General features: G+C 31.2%; 21 protein-coding genes. 15 read left to right on the forward strand and 6 right to left on the reverse strand.

The window, feature by feature from the left end:
- Nucleotides 1–4 precede the first annotated feature (4 nt).
- The 3 genes from HMPREF2663_RS10515 to HMPREF2663_RS10525 all read left to right on the forward strand — a co-directional run bounded on the left by HMPREF2663_RS10515 (nucleotide 5) and on the right by HMPREF2663_RS10525 (nucleotide 1,809).
- Nucleotides 5–364: a transcriptional regulator, SarA/Rot family gene (locus HMPREF2663_RS10515; protein WP_002457530.1), complete on the forward strand. Its 360-nt coding sequence runs from the start codon at nucleotides 5–7 to the stop codon at nucleotides 362–364.
- A gap of 252 nt (nucleotides 365–616) precedes the next feature.
- A complete protein-coding gene (locus HMPREF2663_RS10520; protein ID WP_002445853.1) occupies nucleotides 617–1,333 on the forward strand; it encodes a YebC/PmpR family DNA-binding transcriptional regulator in 717 nt (238 codons plus the stop codon).
- Nucleotides 1,333–1,809: a cupin domain-containing protein gene (locus tag HMPREF2663_RS10525; RefSeq protein ID WP_002445854.1), complete on the forward strand. Its 477-nt coding sequence runs from the start codon at nucleotides 1,333–1,335 to the stop codon at nucleotides 1,807–1,809. Before HMPREF2663_RS10520 ends, HMPREF2663_RS10525 begins: the two co-directional genes overlap by 1 nt.
- 310 nt (nucleotides 1,810–2,119) lie before the next feature.
- On the opposite strand, the gene scdA is transcribed toward HMPREF2663_RS10525, so the two are convergent.
- The gene (gene scdA, locus HMPREF2663_RS10530; RefSeq protein ID WP_002505657.1) at nucleotides 2,120–2,794 is read right to left on the reverse strand and encodes an iron-sulfur cluster repair di-iron protein ScdA; all 675 of its coding nucleotides are present in this window, start codon (nucleotides 2,792–2,794) and stop codon (nucleotides 2,120–2,122) included.
- Nucleotides 2,795–2,965: 171 nt separating this feature from the next.
- Here scdA and HMPREF2663_RS10535 point away from each other — a divergent pair, with 171 nt between their 5' ends.
- From HMPREF2663_RS10535 to HMPREF2663_RS10560, 6 genes are all read left to right on the forward strand, one after another.
- Nucleotides 2,966–4,111, forward strand: a complete 1,146-nt coding sequence (locus tag HMPREF2663_RS10535) for a globin domain-containing protein (protein WP_070846385.1) — start codon at nucleotides 2,966–2,968, stop codon at nucleotides 4,109–4,111.
- A gap of 19 nt (nucleotides 4,112–4,130) precedes the next feature.
- Nucleotides 4,131–4,316: a hypothetical protein gene (locus HMPREF2663_RS10540; protein WP_002457527.1), complete on the forward strand. Its 186-nt coding sequence runs from the start codon at nucleotides 4,131–4,133 to the stop codon at nucleotides 4,314–4,316.
- Nucleotides 4,317–4,610: 294 nt separating this feature from the next.
- Nucleotides 4,611–5,204, forward strand: a complete 594-nt coding sequence (locus HMPREF2663_RS10545; protein ID WP_002475896.1) for a ribonuclease FAU-1 family protein — start codon at nucleotides 4,611–4,613, stop codon at nucleotides 5,202–5,204.
- 80 nt (nucleotides 5,205–5,284) lie between these two features.
- The gene (locus HMPREF2663_RS10550; protein WP_070846387.1) at nucleotides 5,285–6,139 is read left to right on the forward strand and encodes a LysR family transcriptional regulator; all 855 of its coding nucleotides are present in this window, start codon (nucleotides 5,285–5,287) and stop codon (nucleotides 6,137–6,139) included.
- Nucleotides 6,140–6,196: 57 nt separating this feature from the next.
- Nucleotides 6,197–7,405 (forward strand): sugar efflux transporter, encoded by a 1,209-nt coding sequence (locus HMPREF2663_RS10555; RefSeq protein ID WP_001832093.1) that lies wholly within the window; start codon nucleotides 6,197–6,199, stop codon nucleotides 7,403–7,405.
- 6 nt (nucleotides 7,406–7,411) lie between these two features.
- Nucleotides 7,412–7,900, forward strand: coding sequence for a DUF456 domain-containing protein (locus HMPREF2663_RS10560; RefSeq protein ID WP_002490535.1), 489 nt, complete (start codon nucleotides 7,412–7,414; stop codon nucleotides 7,898–7,900).
- Between the two features lie 55 nt (nucleotides 7,901–7,955).
- On the opposite strand, the gene HMPREF2663_RS10565 is transcribed toward HMPREF2663_RS10560, so the two are convergent.
- Nucleotides 7,956–8,645 carry a DUF1129 family protein gene (locus HMPREF2663_RS10565; RefSeq protein WP_002490534.1) on the reverse strand — a complete coding sequence of 230 codons (690 nt, stop codon included), beginning with the start codon at nucleotides 8,643–8,645 and terminating at the stop codon, nucleotides 7,956–7,958.
- A gap of 441 nt (nucleotides 8,646–9,086) precedes the next feature.
- On the opposite strand from HMPREF2663_RS10565, the gene HMPREF2663_RS10570 reads away from it, so the two are divergent.
- From HMPREF2663_RS10570 to HMPREF2663_RS10580, 3 genes are all read left to right on the forward strand, one after another.
- A complete protein-coding gene (locus HMPREF2663_RS10570; protein ID WP_002499291.1) occupies nucleotides 9,087–9,506 on the forward strand; it encodes an SA0632 family lipoprotein in 420 nt (139 codons plus the stop codon).
- Between the two features lie 133 nt (nucleotides 9,507–9,639).
- Complete coding sequence (locus HMPREF2663_RS10575) at nucleotides 9,640–9,936, forward strand: hypothetical protein (protein WP_002445863.1); 297 nt, start codon at nucleotides 9,640–9,642, stop codon at nucleotides 9,934–9,936.
- 125 nt (nucleotides 9,937–10,061) lie between these two features.
- On the forward strand, nucleotides 10,062–10,610 hold the full coding sequence (locus tag HMPREF2663_RS10580) for a GNAT family N-acetyltransferase (RefSeq protein ID WP_002496368.1): 549 nt from the start codon (nucleotides 10,062–10,064) through the stop codon (nucleotides 10,608–10,610).
- A gap of 318 nt (nucleotides 10,611–10,928) precedes the next feature.
- Here the strand turns inward: HMPREF2663_RS10580 and HMPREF2663_RS10585 are convergent, their stop codons facing one another.
- The 3 genes from HMPREF2663_RS10585 to HMPREF2663_RS10595 are packed head-to-tail and all read right to left on the reverse strand — an operon-like array spanning nucleotide 10,929 to nucleotide 12,638.
- Nucleotides 10,929–11,495 (reverse strand): LOG family protein, encoded by a 567-nt coding sequence (locus HMPREF2663_RS10585; RefSeq protein WP_070846389.1) that lies wholly within the window; start codon nucleotides 11,493–11,495, stop codon nucleotides 10,929–10,931.
- Nucleotides 11,496–11,505: 10 nt separating this feature from the next.
- Nucleotides 11,506–11,955: a YaiI/YqxD family protein gene (locus HMPREF2663_RS10590; protein WP_002475907.1), complete on the reverse strand. Its 450-nt coding sequence runs from the start codon at nucleotides 11,953–11,955 to the stop codon at nucleotides 11,506–11,508.
- Between the two features lie 2 nt (nucleotides 11,956–11,957).
- A complete protein-coding gene (locus tag HMPREF2663_RS10595) occupies nucleotides 11,958–12,638 on the reverse strand; it encodes a hypothetical protein (RefSeq protein ID WP_002457518.1) in 681 nt (226 codons plus the stop codon).
- 195 nt (nucleotides 12,639–12,833) lie between these two features.
- Between HMPREF2663_RS10595 and HMPREF2663_RS10600 the strand changes: the two genes are divergently transcribed.
- Nucleotides 12,834–13,298: a GyrI-like domain-containing protein gene (locus tag HMPREF2663_RS10600; RefSeq protein ID WP_002445868.1), complete on the forward strand. Its 465-nt coding sequence runs from the start codon at nucleotides 12,834–12,836 to the stop codon at nucleotides 13,296–13,298.
- 292 nt (nucleotides 13,299–13,590) lie between these two features.
- Here HMPREF2663_RS10600 and HMPREF2663_RS10605 read toward each other — a convergent pair whose 3' ends face one another.
- Complete coding sequence (locus tag HMPREF2663_RS10605; RefSeq protein ID WP_002445869.1) at nucleotides 13,591–14,463, reverse strand: undecaprenyl-diphosphate phosphatase; 873 nt, start codon at nucleotides 14,461–14,463, stop codon at nucleotides 13,591–13,593.
- Between the two features lie 210 nt (nucleotides 14,464–14,673).
- Here HMPREF2663_RS10605 and HMPREF2663_RS10610 point away from each other — a divergent pair, with 210 nt between their 5' ends.
- The gene (locus HMPREF2663_RS10610) at nucleotides 14,674–16,308 is read left to right on the forward strand and encodes an ABC transporter ATP-binding protein/permease (protein WP_070592869.1); all 1,635 of its coding nucleotides are present in this window, start codon (nucleotides 14,674–14,676) and stop codon (nucleotides 16,306–16,308) included.
- Nucleotides 16,305–17,999, forward strand: a complete 1,695-nt coding sequence (cydC, locus tag HMPREF2663_RS10615; protein ID WP_070592868.1) for a thiol reductant ABC exporter subunit CydC — start codon at nucleotides 16,305–16,307, stop codon at nucleotides 17,997–17,999. The genes HMPREF2663_RS10610 and cydC overlap by 4 nt, the downstream gene beginning before the upstream one ends.
- The last annotated feature ends 228 nt before the right edge of the window (nucleotides 18,000–18,227 follow it).

The following is an 18,227-nucleotide window of genomic DNA, read 5'->3' on the forward strand; positions in this document are numbered from 1 at the left end:
GATTTTGAATGAGCAGAAATTAATTAAATTACTAGAATTTTACAAACAATATAAAGCATTATCTGGATATATAGATAAAAAATATAAGTTGACGTTAAACGATCTTGCTGTACTATATTTAGCTAAAAAATATTGCTTAGATGAGCGAATTCTTATGCAAACTTTTCTAAAACTGGCTACTGGAGAGTTAGATATTAGTAGAACTAAGATTTTGATGTCTATTAGAAGATTGATAGACAAAGAAAAGTTAAATAAAGTAAGATCGAATAGAGATGAAAGAAAAATTTTTCTATATATGGATGAAAATAATATGAGTGAATTTGATGCTTTATTTGAAGATGTTGAAAAATTCTTAAGTTGTTAACGACATTTTAATCACTATACAAAATGTATAGAGATGTGTCGAAATGAATCAAGCTACATAAAATGAGTTTGCTGTCGTCAAAAGTTTTATTTTGATGACAGTTTTTTTATTAAGAATGTTTATTGTATTATGCTGAACAATAGGTATCTATAATGATTGATTTAACAATGTTTGTAACATATTCACAGATTTTACAAAGGCGGTAGCTAAATATATAATATGGTACATAGATGATGAAAGTGAGATGACATTATGGGACGTAAATGGAACAACATTAAAGAGAAAAAAGCCCAAAAAGATAAAAATACTAGTAGAATATATGCCAAATTTGGTAAAGAAATATATGTAGCTGCAAAATCAGGTGAGCCTAATCCAGAGTCAAATCAAACTTTAAGATTAGTATTAGAACGTGCAAAAACATATTCAGTACCTAATCATATTATTGATAGAGCTATTGATAAGGCTAAAGGCGCTGGTGATGAAAACTACGATCACTTAAGATACGAAGGTTTTGGTCCGAATGGCTCAATGCTTATTGTTGACGCATTAACAAACAATGTAAATCGTACAGCATCAGATGTACGTGCTGCGTTCGGTAAAAATGGAGGAAATATGGGGGTATCTGGTTCTGTAGCTTATATGTTTGACCATACTGCAACCTTTGGTGTAGAAGGCAAATCTGTAGATGAAGTCTTAGAAACACTAATGGAGCAAGATATTGATGTCAGAGATGTAATTGATGACAATGGCTTGACTATTGTTTACGCAGAACCAGATCAGTTTGCACAAGTTCAGGATGCATTACGTGAAGCTGGCGTTGAGGAATTCAAAGTAGCAGAGTTTGAAATGTTACCTCAAACTGATATTGAGTTGTCTGAAGAGGATCAAGCTACTTTTGAAAAATTAATCGATGCACTTGAAGACTTGGAAGATGTTCAAAATGTTTTCCATAATGTAGATTTAAAATAATGATGACTGCTAATGATTGGATAAATCGGTTGGGATTAATTTCGCATCCAGAAGGCGGATATTTTAAAGAGACAATGAGAGGCGACAGTAATGGAAGAGCGTCTTTTAGCAGTATTTATTTTCTATTAACACAGCACGATATATCACATTTTCATAGAATAGATGCAGATGAAGTATGGTATTATCATGCTGGCCAGACGTTGAAGATTCATATGATAACCCCAAAAGGTGAATATCAAACTGTTAAATTAGGTAGAGATATAGATTGTGGTGAGTGTTTACAATACTGTGTGCCTAAAGGGACAATTTTTGCCTCTACATTAGATAACGCAGAAGGATATAGTTTAGTTGGATGTATGTGTCAACCTGGATTTGAATACGAGCATTTTGAACTTTTAACACAAGAATCTTTGATTCCTCAATATCCGCAATATGAAAACATAATAAAAAGATTAGCTATATCTCAAGATGATTAATAGAATATGTATTAAGTAGAAGAACCTGAGACATCGGTAATAGTCTCAGGTTTTTTAATATATTGACAGTCGATAACTAAATTAAAATATGACAATTTCAATTTTTTTAGAACCCAACATAGAGAATTTCACCGGGAAATTCAACAAGCAAAGCAAGTTGGGGTTCGGGGCCCCAACACAGAGAATTTCATCGGGAAATTCAACAAGCAAAGCAAGTTGGGGTTCGGGCTTCTGGACGTGTGGCAACGAATTCAATTTGAATTTTGACATGTGCACGCAGTTAATTAAATGAAGTCTAAGTCTTAATTAATTAACTTACCTTTTTAAATAACACATGGTTTTCAAGATGTACATGTTGGTGTGTTTGATGTTCGATATTTTGTAATCTTTGGTAAACAAGCTTCCATGTTCCACATGCTTCTTCTGGTGCTTGATAATCAGAGGTTAGTTGATTCATAACCTTTAATAATTGTCCAGTATCTTCGTGGTCATTAATTAAATCTTCTAATATGATTTTAATATTTTGTACATCTTGTCCTTGACTATATTGAATGAGTTTAGGAAAGTCCTCCTCATCTTCTTTACGTATATGATCCAACATACTATCACGAAACTCGCGATATAAGTCTTGTAATTTTAATAAGTATGGGTGACTAGGACTATGTACTTTTGCCAATTTAGTCACGTAAGGTGTAAGGTTCTTAAATTCTTCTTTAAGCGTTTCGTGATAAGCTGATTGTATATATTGTATAAGAGATTCAACATTTAAAAATTTAGGATTAATGGTACTGTTACCTTCTGTATTATCAATATGATTCAACTTATTTAACAAGGAATTTAAGTCAATATTTGGTTTATGATTGACAGCTGAAGCGATACTCTCTTGCCCGCCACAACAAAAATCTATTCCGGCATTTCTAAATATATCTGCACTTTTAGGAAAATCTGTTACAACATCTGCAACAATATCTTCTTTTTTAATCATAAAAACTCCTCCTTAATATTTAGTATAAATGAAAAGTAAAAAATTGAATCAATCATAAAGATAAACTTCATAAAATATTCAAATAATAATAAAAAGTTTACAATTCATAAATTTATACTTTGAAAAATAGCATAATAACTATCATAATTAGAAATGAGGGAGGAATGAATCATGCTAACTGAAAAAGAGCAAGATATTATTAAACAAACTGTACCATTATTACAAGATAAAGGAACTGAGATTACTTCAATTTTTTATCCAAAGATGTTTGAGGCTAACCCAGAATTATTAAATATGTTTAACCAAACAAACCAAAAGAAAGGTATGCAATCTGCTGCATTAGCACAAGCAGTACTAGCTGCAGCAATGAACATTAATAATTTAGGTGCAATTAAGCCAGCAATTATGCCTGTGGCACATAAGCACTGTGCTTTACAAGTTTATCCCGAACATTATCCAATTGTAGGTGAAAATTTACTTGCTGCAATTCAAGATGTGACAGGGTTAGAAAGTGACGACCCAGTAATTCAAACGTGGGCAAAAGCATATGGAGAAATTGCAGATGTATTTATCAAATTAGAGCAAGAAATATACAACCATATGTTATGGAAAGGTTTTAAACCATTTAAAATCACAAACATTACACAAGAAACAAGTGACATCAAATCTTTCACAGTTGAATCTGACGAATATGATTTAAGTCAATTCGAACCGGGTCAATACATTACCGTAGATGTTTCTAGTGAAAAGTTACCATATAGAGCTAAACGTCATTATTCAATCATAGATGGAGATGAAAATCACTTAATATTTGGTGTGAAACGTGATGTGACTACTGAACATGAAGGTGAAGTTTCAACAATTTTACATGATGAAATATCAGAAGGTGACATGATTAATCTATCTGCTCCTGTTGGTGGTTTTTCAATAGAAAATACTGAAAGACCGCAATTGTTTATTGGTTCTGGCGTAGGTATGACACCATTAGTTTCAATGTTTAAAAAAGTTGCTTCATTAAACGTTCCAACTCAAATGATTCAAGCGGTTGTAACAGAAGATGAACGACCATTTGCTCAAAAACTTGATAGTATTACAGCTAATCATGAGCAAGCACAGTTACATTTACACGTGAAAGATAAAGAAGGTTATTTAGAAGCTAAAGAATTAGAACAATATTTAAGTGAACAACCTGAAATTTATATTTGCGGTGGTACGAATTTCTTACATTCAATTATAAATTCCCTTAAAGAATTAAATTATGATATGAATCATGTTCATTTTGAAACATTTATTCCTCGTTTAAGTGTTCAAGTATAGTTTTAAAGAAGGTCATATAATGAAAATGAATCCAAGATATGTCAAAGTGTTTTTTCTTTATTTAGTAAGTACATTTATTTCTGATCGCTTAACGACGAAGAAATCTTTGTGCAAAACATTAATGCAAGGCATTTTAGGTTATGGTTTATTTGCATTAGGGTTAAAGTACTTAACTATTAAGAAAAAACAACATCAAGCGCAATAGAATTTTAATGATTGTTTTACCATTATATAAAATAGGTATTTTATCAAGCAACGAGTAACAGTGTTTATGACTCTGTCACTCGTTGCTTATTTTTATGTTCACATTTGTTTTTTTAATTTCAATATTCATGTGATAAAACCTAGTATTTCTATCTATTTTAAGTAAAATACATCTATTTATAGTAGAATAGTCTTAATGATTTAATAAGAACATTTATGTAAACAGCATTTATCTGAGACTTAAGATGACATTGACACCCTAGTTTAATATAATAAAAGCAAGGAGTTGGTGACTGTGAAAGTAAAATATATAGACAAACGTCACTGGCGTCGCCTGGTAGAGAGAGAATATACAGAGGTTAAAGTTAATAATAATAGATTTAAAGGTATTATAGGCTTGGTCACGATGAAAAAGGTTCGTGAGCCTTTAGAGGTGACGGTAGTTGGACAAAACATAATAGTTGCAGATGACAATTATAAATGGTTACAGATACTACCGGATAAGAAGCGGTATAGTATAACTGTCATGTTTGATAATAAAGGTAATCCATTAGAATATTATTTTGACATTAATATAAAGAACATTACTCAAAAAGGAAATGCACGTACCATCGATTTATGTTTAGACGTTCTCGTTCTACCTAATGGTGAGTATGAACTTGTAGATGAAGATGATTTAATGTACGCACTACAAAATAAACAAATTTCAAAGAAGCAATATCATGAGGCTTATATTATCGCCCATCAATTAATGATTGAAATAGAAGATAATTTTTCAGAAATACAAGATAAGGTTATGCGTTGTTATCATAAAATCAATCATAAAGCACAGAAAATGAAACATAAACGTCCCTATAAAGCTAAAAAGAAATCACATCGACGACATTAACTATTTTAATCAATTTATCGATGATGGTAAGTTAAGTCGTTTCACTAAGATTAAAGTATAAACATATGTAGGGGGACGCTATGAAAATAGATGATTATCATTTGCTCATTACTTTAGATGAGACAAAAACTTTGCGCAAAGCAGCAGAAATTCTATATATATCTCAACCTGCAGTTACTCAACGTTTAAAAGCAATTGAGGCAGCATTTGGAGTTGAGATTTTTATTCGTACCAAAAAACAGCTCATTACTACGACTGAAGGTTCAATGATTATTGAACATGCGCGTGATATGCTCAAACGTGAGCGTTTATTTTTTGATAAAATACAAGCACATATCGGTGAAGTGAACGGTACAATTTCAATCGGTTGCTCTTCGCTTATTGGACAAACATTACTTCCTGAAGTATTGAGTCTTTATAATTCGCAATTTCCTAATGTGGAGATTCAGGTTCAAGTAGGATCTACTGAACAAATAAAAGCGCATCATCGAGACTACCATGTGATGATTACACGTGGAAATAAAGTAATGAATTTATCGAATACACATTTATTTAACGATGAGCATTATTTTATATATCCTAAGGATCGTAAGGAAGATGTAACTAAACTGCCTTTTATTGAATTTCAAGCAGATCCAATTTATATTAATCAAATTAAACAATGGTATAACAATCATTTGGGACATGATTATCACGCGACGATCACAGTTGATCAAGTTGCCACATGTAAAGAAATGTTGCTTAGTGGTGTAGGGGTAACAATACTACCAAAAATTATGATAAAAAATATCGACAAGAACATGTTTGAATTTGAAAAAGTCACTATTGATAAAAAGCCGCTTATTCGGTCAACATACATGAGTTATGACGCAAGTATGCTACAACTTCCTCAAGTAGACGCATTCGTAAATTTAATGTTGAACTTTATTAGGTAATTGAGGCTAAATTTTGTTGTGTAACTGCAATCTAAAAATAGGATAGAGGTCGAGAAGATGTTTACAGCATTATTGCAAATAAAGAATTATAAATTGTTTGTGGTCAATATGTTGTTACTAGGTATGGGAATAGCAGTGACTGTACCTTATTTAATTTTATTTGCTACAAAAGATTTGGGGATGACGACGACACAATATGGACTGCTACTTGCACTTGCTGCGATAAGTCAGTTTATAGTCAATTCCATTATTGCAAGGTTTTCTGATACACATCACCTTAATAGAAAGATTCTAATCATCACTGCTTTGTTTATGGGGGCAGTGAGCTTTTCAATTTATTTCTACGTTCATCAAATATGGTTGTTCATCGTGCTATATGCGCTGTTTCAAGGTTTATTTGCACCAGCAATGCCACAATTGTATGCCTCTGCCAGGGAATCAATCAATGCTTCAAGTTCACGTGATCGTGCTAAGTTTGCTAATACTGTTTTACGTTCAATGTTTTCACTTGGTTTTTTATTTGGGCCATTTATAGGTGCGCAACTTATTGAGTTAAAAGGTTATTCTGGATTATTTGGTGGCACAATAGCTATTATTTTATTTACTTTAATTTTACAAGTGTTTTTTTATAAAAATTTACCGGTGAAAAATCAAATTTCTGAACAACAGCATATTGAGAAAATTGCACCAAATATGTTTAAAGATAAATCATTATTTATTCCATTTATAGCGTTTATATTACTTCATATTGGGCAATGGATGTATACGATGAATATGCCACTTTTTGTGACAGATTATTTAAATGAAAAGGAAAGATATGTAGGCTATTTAGCGAGTTTATGTGCGGGTTTAGAAGTGCCGTTTATGGTTATTTTAGGTATATTATCTGCTAAATTGCCAACTCGAACTTTATTAATCATTGGCTCTGTATTTGGTGGCGCATTTTACTTTAGTATTGGTGTATTTAAAAATTTTCATATGATGCTTGTTGGACAAATATGTTTAGCCATCTTTCTAGCAATATTACTAGGTCTTGGGATTAGTTATTTTCAAGATATTCTTCCTGATTTTCCAGGTTATGCATCAACACTTTTTGCCAATGCCATGGTAATAGGACAACTTGGTGGTAATTTGCTAGGTGGTGTGATGAGTCATTGGGTTGGTTTGGAAAATGTATTCTTTGTCTCAGCAAGTTCTATCTTCGTAGGGATGATACTCATCTTGTTTACGAAAGATCAAAAAATTACAATAGAAGATGTGGAGTAGATAGAGATGACAGCGATATTATGGATTTTAATTATTATAGCCTTTGCATTAGCATTTATTGGTTTAATTAAACCGGTGATACCATCACTTTTAATGCTATGGATTGGGTTTTTAATTTATCAATTTGGTTTTCATGATGGAAGATTATCGTGGATTTTTTATGTTGCAATGATCATCTTTACCATTATGATATTAGTAGCCGATTTTGTGATGAATAAATATTTCGTCAATCGTTTTGGAGGAAGTAAAATAGGTGAATACACAGCGCTCATAGGTGTGATTGTAGGGTGTTTCGTTTTTCCTCCCTTTGGTATTATCATTATTCCTTTTGTTGCTGTGTTCATTGTTGAATTGGTTCAAGGATTTAACTTTCAACAAGCTATAAAGGTGAGTTTTGGCTCAGTGATTGCATTTTTAGCGAGTACAGTTGCTCAAGGTCTAATAATGATTGTGATGATTATTTGGTTCTTTTTAGATGTCTTTCTAATAAATTAAATTGAGATTAAATAAAGACTTACACTCAAAATAAACGTTTTGAGTGTAAGTCTTTTTATATGCGTGTATTTGCTTCTTTATTATAAAAGTGATGATTCACATAAAATGAAATAGGGATGATTATTATCGCAATAATGATGAAAGTCCAATTACTAACTTTAATATATGGTCCAAACGCTAAAAAGGATTGTGGTATAAAAAAAACATAAAAAAGAGTGATTAATAATAATGCAATGACACCATAAGTGAGCCACCAGGTCCAATAAGAGTTGTTAAAGCACTGTAATTGTACCGTTTTAAAGTTCATCCAAATAAATAAAAATATAATTACTAAACCAATAATGACAGTTAGGGGAAACGTATAAAAATATAGTAAATTACTATCGCCCCCTATAAAAAAGCCAATCAATCCTTTGAGAAAACAAAAAATACCTATTAAAAGAATGAAGTTATGACTTATATATTTAAAAATGTTTTTAAATGTTTCATTTGGGAGTGCTCTTATCTCTTTTTTAGCATGTGCTTTAGGATCATGGTTGAAAAACTCCATCGCAAGCATTCCAGTGTCACCTGCACGAATTAAGTGTTTCAAAGTACGGTTTAACATTAATTCTGAATCATGAGGGTTAACACGTAAGTCAGCACGCACATATGTCATGTAATTTTCAAATATTTCACGATCGGTATTGTTCAGTCGTAAAGCTTTGACATTATTCTCCTTTGTTAATTGCGCAGTGGATTTCATAATAAAATACTCCCTTAAATTTTAAATTCATAAATAAATACTACTTTAAAAAGGATAACTAAGCTAAATTATCATTTAAAAACATGATGATTAGTATGATAAACACAATCATATCATAATTATTACCTGTATATCATTACTCTTATACAAGTTCAAACGGCTATTGCACAAAATGATAAGAATTGTAAATCTTTTTTCTATTTCACACAAATATCGTTTAATTTTGATAAAAAAGCGCGAATGATATCATAACTAAAAATATAGCTTTAATAAAAGTAAACTTTTATAAATAAAGAGTAAATAATTTCCCATTAAATATATATGTTACTTTGTGAAATTAAATGTAATGAAATGAATTGATATTTTATGTTAAAAAATGATTAAATCAAAAAACCATGTTAAAATAAAGTGTATCGATAAGTAACTACAAAGGAGTCTATCATGAAAAAATGGTTAACCTTACTATTAATTACAACATTGGTGTTAACTGCATGTGGTAAAAGTAACGAAAAAGCTTCTTTAGAAAAAAGCATTGACCAATTAAAAAAAGAAAATAAAGATTTAAAAAAGCAGAAGAAAAAGTTACAAGAGCAAAAGGATAAGCTTAAACACAAACAGGATAGTCTCCAAGAAGATGTAAACGAATTACCTGCTAAAAGCACATCCCGAGATAAGAAAAATAAAGATAATCATGATGCAAAAGAAAAGTCTTCAAATAATCAATCAACATCTGCTAATCATGATGATCAAACTAACAAAATAAAAAGCAATCAAGATGAACATGACGGTCAATCCTCTAAACCACATACACAGCAGAAGCCATCAGAGGATAATAGAAAAAATAATCATCGACAAGAATGATAGTAGTTATTCCTAACGTTTGAATACGAAATGAGAAGGGTATTATATGTGGCGAATAGGTATTAGTGAGTTTAACAAACATTTAGATTGGAAGATAGCGAATAGTTGATAGCTTTAAGAGGAGAGAAGAACGATGCATGAACAAGATTTTAATATTTTAGAAGGTAAAAAGATGACATTAGTAGAGTTAGGTCGTGAGTTAGAGAATCTGACTGGTCGAACTATTAAAGATACAACAGGTGATATTAAACGAGTCATTGCACATTTGCCTAACTTTGAATCAGATACAGATACATTTGTGGCAACATACCACCTTAATCACCAAAATGATTTTATTGATGCGACGTTTGTTGCACCTAAAAATCAAAGTGATCGTTTGAAAGAAATACCGGTACACATTAAACTGATTAGTTATATTTCTAAAAACTAATAAATATAAAAAAGAATATATGTTTAAATAACGCGATATGAGTAGAGTTAAAAACTTCATAACGCGTTAATTTTATATTAAAATATAGGCAAAATAAACATTTTCGATTAAATGGAGTGTTTAAGATGGTTATTTATATTGAAACTGAACGTTTAAACTTAAGAGATTGGAAAACCGAAGATTTATTACCCTTTCAAAAAATGAATGCTAATACGCAAGTACGTAGATACTTCCCTAGTTTACTTAGTTATCGTCGTTCTGAGATAGACATGGAAAATATGGATAGCATAATACAAGAAAGTGGCCTAGGTTTATTTGCTGTCGAGTTGAAAGAGACGGGAGAATGGTTAGGTTTTATAGGTGTGAATTACGTATCAAAAGATAGCCATTACCCTTTTAAAGAGTTACCGTTTTATGAAATAGGGTGGAGGCTAATTCCAGAAGTATGGGGAAATGGTCTAGCTACAGAAGGGGCGGAAGCCGTAATGAAATATGCTAGAGATAAAGGAATTAAAGAATTATATAGTTTTACTTCTGAAAATAATTTGCCCTCTAGAAAAGTCATGGAAAAATTAGGAATGACTTTTTTAGACAATTTTGAATATCCGAATCTTAGTAAATACCATCCCCTTAAACGTCATGTAAGATATTATAAAGAGCTACTTCCTTCTTGAAAGGAAAGTTAGTAGTTCTTGTAAAAATGAAAATTATGATTCATAAAAGCGCCTACATGAAATGGGATTTGTAGTTTTTGTATAATTGAAAATGATCATCCATATAATAAAGAACTGAAGAATAATAAGTTAATAATATAAACTACAAAGTTATTAATTACCAAATTTCTACTTAAATAAGATACGATTATGTTTATTTGATACTTAATTTTAAGATAAATTTTAATAAAGATGAAAGAGTTTGATAATTTTATTGAAAAATACCCACAAATGTTTCTTTAGAGGAAATCATTTGTGGGTTCTCTACTTTTTACGTTATTAATCGTATGTACGTACACCTAACGGTTTGTAATGTTTAAGTCCTTCGATGAGTGATTCTTTAGTATCATATAATGGGGCAAGTTTTTGATATTTCTCATCAATAAATCCTTCTTTAATCATATGGTCGATTAAGTGTTGTAGTGGCTCAAAAAAACCATTTAAATTAAATACACCAATAGGCTTTTGGTGTATACCAATTTGAGCCCAACTATACATTTCAAAAAATTCTTCTAATGAACCAGCGCCACCTGGAGCCATAATAAAAGCATCGGCAAGTTCAGTCATTTTATTTTTTCGCTCATGCATAGAATCTACTAATATAAGCTCACTTACTTTTTGACTTGTTATTTCTCGTTCATCTAACATTTTAGGCATGACGCCGATAGCTTTACCACCATGATCAAGTACGCCATCTTGAATCGCTCCCATAATGCCGACTGATCCTGCTCCGAATACAAGCTCGTATCCTTGTTCAGCCATATATTTTCCTAATTCGTATGCCTCTTTAACGTAAGACGGGTCTTTTCCTTTACTTGCACCACAATAAACAGCAATTCTTTTCATATTATGCCTCCTAGATTTGATTAATGATTTTTCTAAAAGCCTGCTCGAATTTAAGTCTATCTTCTGTTGTGAAGGGAGGAGGGCCTTTGTGACGACCACCTCGTCTTCTTATTTGAGCATTTAGATATCTTTGATCTAATAAGCTTTGGATGTTGTCTGAGTGATAAATATTTCCTTTATGATGCATGACGGTATGTACTTTATCTATCAGTAGACTGGCAAGTCCATAATCTTGTGTGATGACGATATCATTATTGCTAGCAAGTTCGACTATTTTATAGTCTACCGCATCGGGACCGTCATCAACATATACAGTTTTTACATGTTCGGGTTGTATTTGTTGTGAAAAATGGCTAAAACTTCTTAAAATCGTAACAAAAATGCCTGTCCCTTTCGTCAATTCAATGACAGAATTAACAACAGGACAAGCATCTCCATCTATAATTACGTTAGTCTTCATGGTTAAGAATGATTTGATTCCTTATGTTGTTTTACGACACTGTCAGCCACGTAATTTTCATATTTTTTAAATTCTTTTTTTCTAGCTTTTTCTGCTTCTTCACGCTGTTTTTGTTCTTCTTTATGACGTTTTTCAATATTCTTTTGAAGCTTTTTGTCTAGTTTTTTAATATCTTTACGATTATCTTTTTCTAGTTTTTCGCCTTTTTTCTCAATTTCGTGATCTATTTTACCAGGAGTTAAGCCAACTTGCTCTTCGTATTTTTGAGATTTTTTCATGTCTTTAATACGTTGTTTCTGATTAGCTTCACGTTGTTTTTGTTCTTCTTTATGACGTTTTTCAATATTCTTTTGAAGCTTTTTATCCATTTTGTCTGCTTCTTTACGATTTTGTTTAGCTAATTTTTCGCCTTTTTTCTCAATGTAAGCTGGATCATTTTCCTTCGCAATTTTCTTCAATTCACGCTTATTATCAAATTCTTGCTTTTTATCTCCTACGTACTCTTTGACGTCTGAAGCTTTATTTGAAATTGCAGATGTTGTTTTTGAAGTTGCTTTAGATGTAGCATTAGTTACTTTCTGTACATCTGGATGTTTTTTAATACGCTTACGTTCAGTTACTAATGGTACGATAACGATTGGTAATACATTGATAAGTGTTTTAATGAGTTTCTTTTTGTCCATACACGTTGCCTCCATAACTTTTACTATTCTTTTTCATACCCTATGATACATGAAAATAAACGATTGATACTAGTTGTATGGTTGAAAATGAATTTTTCATATTAACATCATAAAGCGTTTTTTGTATAACAAAATTTTAAAATTCATATTGCAAAAAATTTTAACTCGGGTTACTTTCTCAGTGGAGGCGATAATATGAAATATAAGATTGAAAAATTGGATGACAGTAGCGTCGTTTATATGAGAATGATAGGTACTTATCAAAGTGATGAAAACTTTGAAATGATGAAGACCTTTAAGCATTGGATTCATACTAATCATTATTGGAAATATGTTGAGAAATACGGTGTGTTAGGTATAGCATTAGATAATCCTCTTCACGTTCAAAGTAATCAATGTAGATATGACGTTGTTTTGAGAATAGATGAAACAGTAAATGATCAGACAATATCTAAAAGAAATTTTATAGGTGGCATCTATGCTGTGTTTAAAATTAGTCATACAAAAAGAAATATAGAGAATTTCTTTAGTCATTTAGAAAATATTTTAAATGAAACTCATTTGCGTATGAGAAATGAACCAATTATAGAGAGATACATTGAGGAAGAGGGAACAGATAAAGTGTGTGAAATGTTAGTGCCTATCTATGAAGTAAATTAAAAAAATAGACAAATTCGATATTTTTTAGTACTCATACTAAAAAACCTTTATAGCAACAAAGTACATTTTATTTATAATAAAGAAAATATAAGGAACAATAAGTTTAATAAAAAACTCTCACCTGTCTGGCGAGAGTTTAATGATAGGTAACTTTCATTACCTAGTAAAACCTTAAACATCTTACAATATTTCAATTTTATACGTAATGATGGTAAACATACTGAAAATAAGTTGATATACAACCATTTCTACATTGTTGAAATAGACTAATGTATTTCATACGTGTGTTTTATTAAATTCCTTTGCCAATACCGAATCCGAAGTATAGGATTGCTATAAAAATAACTAAGACAATTCTATAAATGGCAAAAGGGACTAACTTAACTTTATTAATTAAGTGTAAGAATGTTTTAATTGCAATTAATCCAACAATAAATGCCGCTAAAAATCCTAAAATGTAGAATGGTATATGTGCTAAATGAATGTACTCATAATGTTTTAGTAAAGATAACCCACTTGCAGCTAACATAATAGGTACCGACATAATAAAAGTGAAATCAGATGCAGCTTTATGATTCAATTTCATAAGAACACCAGTTGAAATCGTTGAACCAGATCTACTAAATCCAGGCCACATAGCTATTGCTTGAGAGATACCAATGACAAATGCTTGGAAATAATTAATTTGATCTACTGTTTGAGGATGCTGAACAGTTTTAGAATATTTATCAGCTATAATCATATAAATGGCACCTATAAATAAACCAATTAAGACTGTTGGTACACTAAATAAGTATTTTTCAATTAAATCATCAAATAAAAATCCTAAAATCCCTGCTGGGACCATACCTACTAATACATGTATTAAATTCAGACGTCGTGGTTTTGAACGTCTATCTCCCGCAGTGGAAGGTTCAGGTTTATGTTGACCAATGTGTAAAATTTCTAAGAAGCGTTCTCTAAATACCCAAGCAGCCGCAAATACCGAACCTAACTGTATAACAACTTTAAATGTGAATGCTGATTGAGAACCGAGAAAATTAGTTGACTTTAACCACATATCATCGACAAGTATCATGTGCCCAGTAGAAGAAACAGGGGCGAATTCGGTAAGTCCTTCTACGATACCTAAGATGATGCCTTTTATTAATTCAAGTAAAAACATACTTTACCCACTTTCTTATCTCTATTAATTTATTACTAGTACTCAAAATACCATATTATCATAGCATAGAAAATCATATTGATGGTGTTTACAATCTAAATACTAGACCAAAGTCTTATAAATGTATTAAGTTATGACTAGAATTATTCTGTGAGCGAAATGATTTTAATTTTTTGTAAACACTCTATAATATATGTAGGTGAGATTATTGTGAAAAAACTAACAAAAATGGTTTTAAGTTATAAATTATACCCCGCACTCATGTTAATCATGAGCGTTTTTTTATCTTTTACGGTCGTTGTGCAAAACATTTCAATTTCACACTTTTTAAATCACTTACTGTATTACCAACAACAATCTTTATTATTATTGTTATCAGTTATTTTTATCTCCCTTATTTTAAGGGCAACATTTAATATGCTGATTCAATTTTTAGGAGATCATTTGGCATTTAAAATAAAACATATGCTTAGAGAACAAATGATTTTGAAGAAAAGTGTCCGTTCAATTGGTGAAGAAATAAATATTTTAACTGAAAGTATTGATGGTATCGGTCCGTTCTTTCAGAGTTATTTACCTCAAGTCTTTAAATCAATGTTAATTCCCATCGTTATTATTATTACCATGTGTTTTGTTCATTTACCTACTGCTATTATTATGATAGTTACCGCACCTTTTATTCCATTGTTTTATGTTATTTTTGGACTTAAAACAAGAGATGAGTCGAAGGATCAAATGACATATTTAAACCAGTTTAGTCAACGTTTTTTAAATACTGCTAAAGGTCTTATTACATTTAAACTTTTAAATCAAACGAAACATTCTGAGCAACAACTTTATAAAGACAGTACACGTTTTAGAGATTTAACAATGCGTATTTTGAAAAGTGCCTTTTTATCAGGACTTATGCTTGAGTTCATAAGTATGTTAGGGATTGGATTGGTCGCATTGGAAGTGGCTTTAAGCTTAGTTGTGTTTAACCATATCAACTTTGTGACTGCAGCGATTGCGATTATTTTAGCTCCTGAATTTTATAATGCGATTAAAGACTTAGGTCAAGCATTTCATACAGGTAAGCAAAGTGAAGGTTCTAGCGATGTGGTGTTTTCATTTTTAGAATCTGAAGATAAAGCTGACTCTCCTACATTAAAAGTGGATGAGAAACAGTTTGAACAAGTTTTAATCAAACATGTTGATTTTCAATACGCTAATAGTAATCATATGGCATTGAAAAACATTTCATTTTCGGTAAATAAAGGAGAAAAGGTCGCTATTGTGGGACCGAGTGGTGCAGGGAAATCCACTTTAGCTAAGTTGCTTAGTCAATCAGTAACACCCACACATGGAACACTTTCATTTAACCAAGCATCATTAAATATTGGATTTCTAAGTCAGTGCCCATATATATTTGCAGATTCTATCAAAAATAATATTGCAATGTATGATGATGAGATATGTGATGCACAAGTGATTCAAGTGCTTGATGAAGTGGGGTTAAAAGAGAAAGTACTTTCATTGAAATATGGTATCTATACTTCTATTGGTGAAGGTGGGGAAATGTTATCAGGTGGACAAATGAGACGTATTGAGTTAAGTCGTTTATTATTATTGAAACCTGATATTGTTATTTTTGATGAACCAGCGATAGGATTAGATATTGAAACTGAAAAGGTCATACAACAAGTATTAGAGCATCATTTTTCTACAACGACAGTGTTTATTATTGCACACCGTGATTCAACCATTCGAAGTTCAGCACGGCGTATATATCTCGAAAGTGGTCATCTTATAAAAGATGACTCGATCATTTCTGTTTCGCGTAGTGAGGTGACGATAGATCAATGAAATCACGTATTCATTTTAGTATAGATAGAGATTTAATATGCGCTATCATGGTAGGTGTTTTAGGTGGAATTATAGCATTAGCAATGTTCTTTTTAAGTGGTTATATGATTACTCAAAGTGCGCTAGGTGCGCCACTCTATGCATTAATGATTTTAGTTGTATCTGTTAAATTGTTTGGATTTTTAAGAGCAATCACACGCTATATAGAAAGATTACTTTCACACAAGACGACATTTACAATGTTACGTAATGTACGAGTTCAATTTTTAAAAATGCTATATCCAGTCGTTCCAGATATCTATAGAAAATTTAATTCAAGTGATCTTATTACAAAAATGATAAGCCGTGTAGAAGCTTTACAAAACATATATCTGAGAGTATATTACCCACCGATTGTAATCGGATTAACTGCAATTGTTTCAGTAATGACTATGTTGTTTTTATCTCCTCTACATGCATTAGTGATTACTTTAAGTATGTTATTAACTTTATGGATTGTTCCTTGGTTAAGCGCTAAGAAAGCACGTAAATTAAAGCAACAAGTGACTCAAACGCAAAAAATATTTCTTAAAAGATATTATGATTATAAAGAAGGTCATGAAGAATTAAAACGTTTCAATCGTAGCGATGACTTCAAAAATACAGTTTCCCATGCTTTACGACAATTTGATGATATGCAACTTAAAGAACGCCGATTTCTTTCAATTTATGACTACTTGTTAAACTTAATTGCAATGTTCTCAATATTTATGTGTTTAGTGTTAGGCGCGCAACAGATTCATGATGGTCAGCTCAATGCTATTTATATTACAAGTATTATATTGATGATATTAACTTTATTTGAACAAGCAGTACCTATGAGCAATGTGGCATATTATAAAGCGGATACAGACCAGGCACTTGAAGAGATACACGAGGTTATTGTACCTAATTATAAAATTCCTTCAGAACGTACTAACTTAAAGCGTTCGCAAAATCATTTATTAGAAATTAAAAATGTCACATTTAAATATGAACATCAACATCACTCTATTCTAAAACAGATTAATCTAACCGTTGAATATGGTGATAAGGTAGCAATCATCGGTCCTTCAGGATCAGGTAAAAGTACTTTACTTCAAGTATTACTTGGGCTATATCAAATAGAAGAGGGGAAAGTGAGATTAAATGGTAAAGATATGAACAGTATCAATGACAATGAAAAATATCAAACATTTAATGCAATGCTTCAATCTCAATATATTTTTGATGGTACAATTCGTGATAATTTATTTTCTGAGCAATCAGATGATAACCTCAAAAAGGTTCTCGGAGATGTTGGATTAGAATATTTAAATTTAGATAGAATAGTTACGTTAGACGGTCATAATTTATCAGGTGGGGAAGCTCAACGTCTAAGTTTAGCGAGATTGCTATTAAGACCTTCGGCCGATTTTTGGATATTAGATGAACCTACTACAGCACTAGATATTAATAATACCCAAAAAATTATAAATTTGATTGAATCCTTATCCCAAACACTCATCATAGCTACACATGATTTAGAAATACTTCCAAGATTTAATAAAATTATAGTCATGAATGATGGAGAAATAATAGAAAATGGCTCATATCAAGAATTAATGCAGCATGACGGTTATTTAAAAAAAGTAATAGAAATGAATAGAAACGAAATGAAATTTTTTAATTAAATCATATATAACAAAATCCTGAGACACTAAGTTTTGTCTCAGGATTTTGTTATATATTGGTAGTCGATGACTAAGATGAAAAAGAACTTGTATTCAGTCTTCTCAGTCATAGTTCTCGTTACCACAGGAAGAACATGAATTTAATTCAAATTCTGTCCACACCTTTATTATATAATATGTTTGAGTGTACAATGTATTTAAAACTTAACCTTTAACTTTAGTTTCATG

It is taken from the genome of Staphylococcus sp. HMSC077D08 (assembly GCF_001837945.1).
GTDB classification, from domain to species: Bacteria; Bacillota; Bacilli; order Staphylococcales; family Staphylococcaceae; genus Staphylococcus; species Staphylococcus epidermidis.

What these genes read in the sequence shown, in the direction of transcription:
- HMPREF2663_RS10520 (WP_002445853.1), top strand. Translation starts at nt 617, where the DNA reads ATGGGACGTAAATGGAACAACATTAAAGAGAAAAAAGCCCAAAAAGAT.
- HMPREF2663_RS10525 (WP_002445854.1), top strand. Translation starts at nt 1,333, where the DNA reads ATGATGACTGCTAATGATTGGATAAATCGGTTGGGATTAATTTCGCAT.
- scdA (WP_002505657.1), bottom strand. Translation starts at nt 2,794, where the DNA reads ATGATTAAAAAAGAAGATATTGTTGCAGATGTTGTAACAGATTTTCCT.
- HMPREF2663_RS10535 (WP_070846385.1), top strand. Translation starts at nt 2,966, where the DNA reads ATGCTAACTGAAAAAGAGCAAGATATTATTAAACAAACTGTACCATTA.
- HMPREF2663_RS10540 (WP_002457527.1), top strand. Translation starts at nt 4,131, where the DNA reads ATGAAAATGAATCCAAGATATGTCAAAGTGTTTTTTCTTTATTTAGTA.
- HMPREF2663_RS10550 (WP_070846387.1), top strand. Translation starts at nt 5,285, where the DNA reads ATGAAAATAGATGATTATCATTTGCTCATTACTTTAGATGAGACAAAA.
- HMPREF2663_RS10555 (WP_001832093.1), top strand. Translation starts at nt 6,197, where the DNA reads ATGTTTACAGCATTATTGCAAATAAAGAATTATAAATTGTTTGTGGTC.
- HMPREF2663_RS10560 (WP_002490535.1), top strand. Translation starts at nt 7,412, where the DNA reads ATGACAGCGATATTATGGATTTTAATTATTATAGCCTTTGCATTAGCA.
- HMPREF2663_RS10565 (WP_002490534.1), bottom strand. Translation starts at nt 8,645, where the DNA reads ATGAAATCCACTGCGCAATTAACAAAGGAGAATAATGTCAAAGCTTTA.
- HMPREF2663_RS10570 (WP_002499291.1), top strand. Translation starts at nt 9,087, where the DNA reads ATGAAAAAATGGTTAACCTTACTATTAATTACAACATTGGTGTTAACT.
- HMPREF2663_RS10575 (WP_002445863.1), top strand. Translation starts at nt 9,640, where the DNA reads ATGCATGAACAAGATTTTAATATTTTAGAAGGTAAAAAGATGACATTA.
- HMPREF2663_RS10580 (WP_002496368.1), top strand. Translation starts at nt 10,062, where the DNA reads ATGGTTATTTATATTGAAACTGAACGTTTAAACTTAAGAGATTGGAAA.
- HMPREF2663_RS10585 (WP_070846389.1), bottom strand. Translation starts at nt 11,495, where the DNA reads ATGAAAAGAATTGCTGTTTATTGTGGTGCAAGTAAAGGAAAAGACCCG.
- HMPREF2663_RS10590 (WP_002475907.1), bottom strand. Translation starts at nt 11,955, where the DNA reads ATGAAGACTAACGTAATTATAGATGGAGATGCTTGTCCTGTTGTTAAT.
- HMPREF2663_RS10595 (WP_002457518.1), bottom strand. Translation starts at nt 12,638, where the DNA reads ATGGACAAAAAGAAACTCATTAAAACACTTATCAATGTATTACCAATC.
- HMPREF2663_RS10600 (WP_002445868.1), top strand. Translation starts at nt 12,834, where the DNA reads ATGAAATATAAGATTGAAAAATTGGATGACAGTAGCGTCGTTTATATG.
- HMPREF2663_RS10605 (WP_002445869.1), bottom strand. Translation starts at nt 14,463, where the DNA reads ATGTTTTTACTTGAATTAATAAAAGGCATCATCTTAGGTATCGTAGAA.
- cydC (WP_070592868.1), top strand. Translation starts at nt 16,305, where the DNA reads ATGAAATCACGTATTCATTTTAGTATAGATAGAGATTTAATATGCGCT.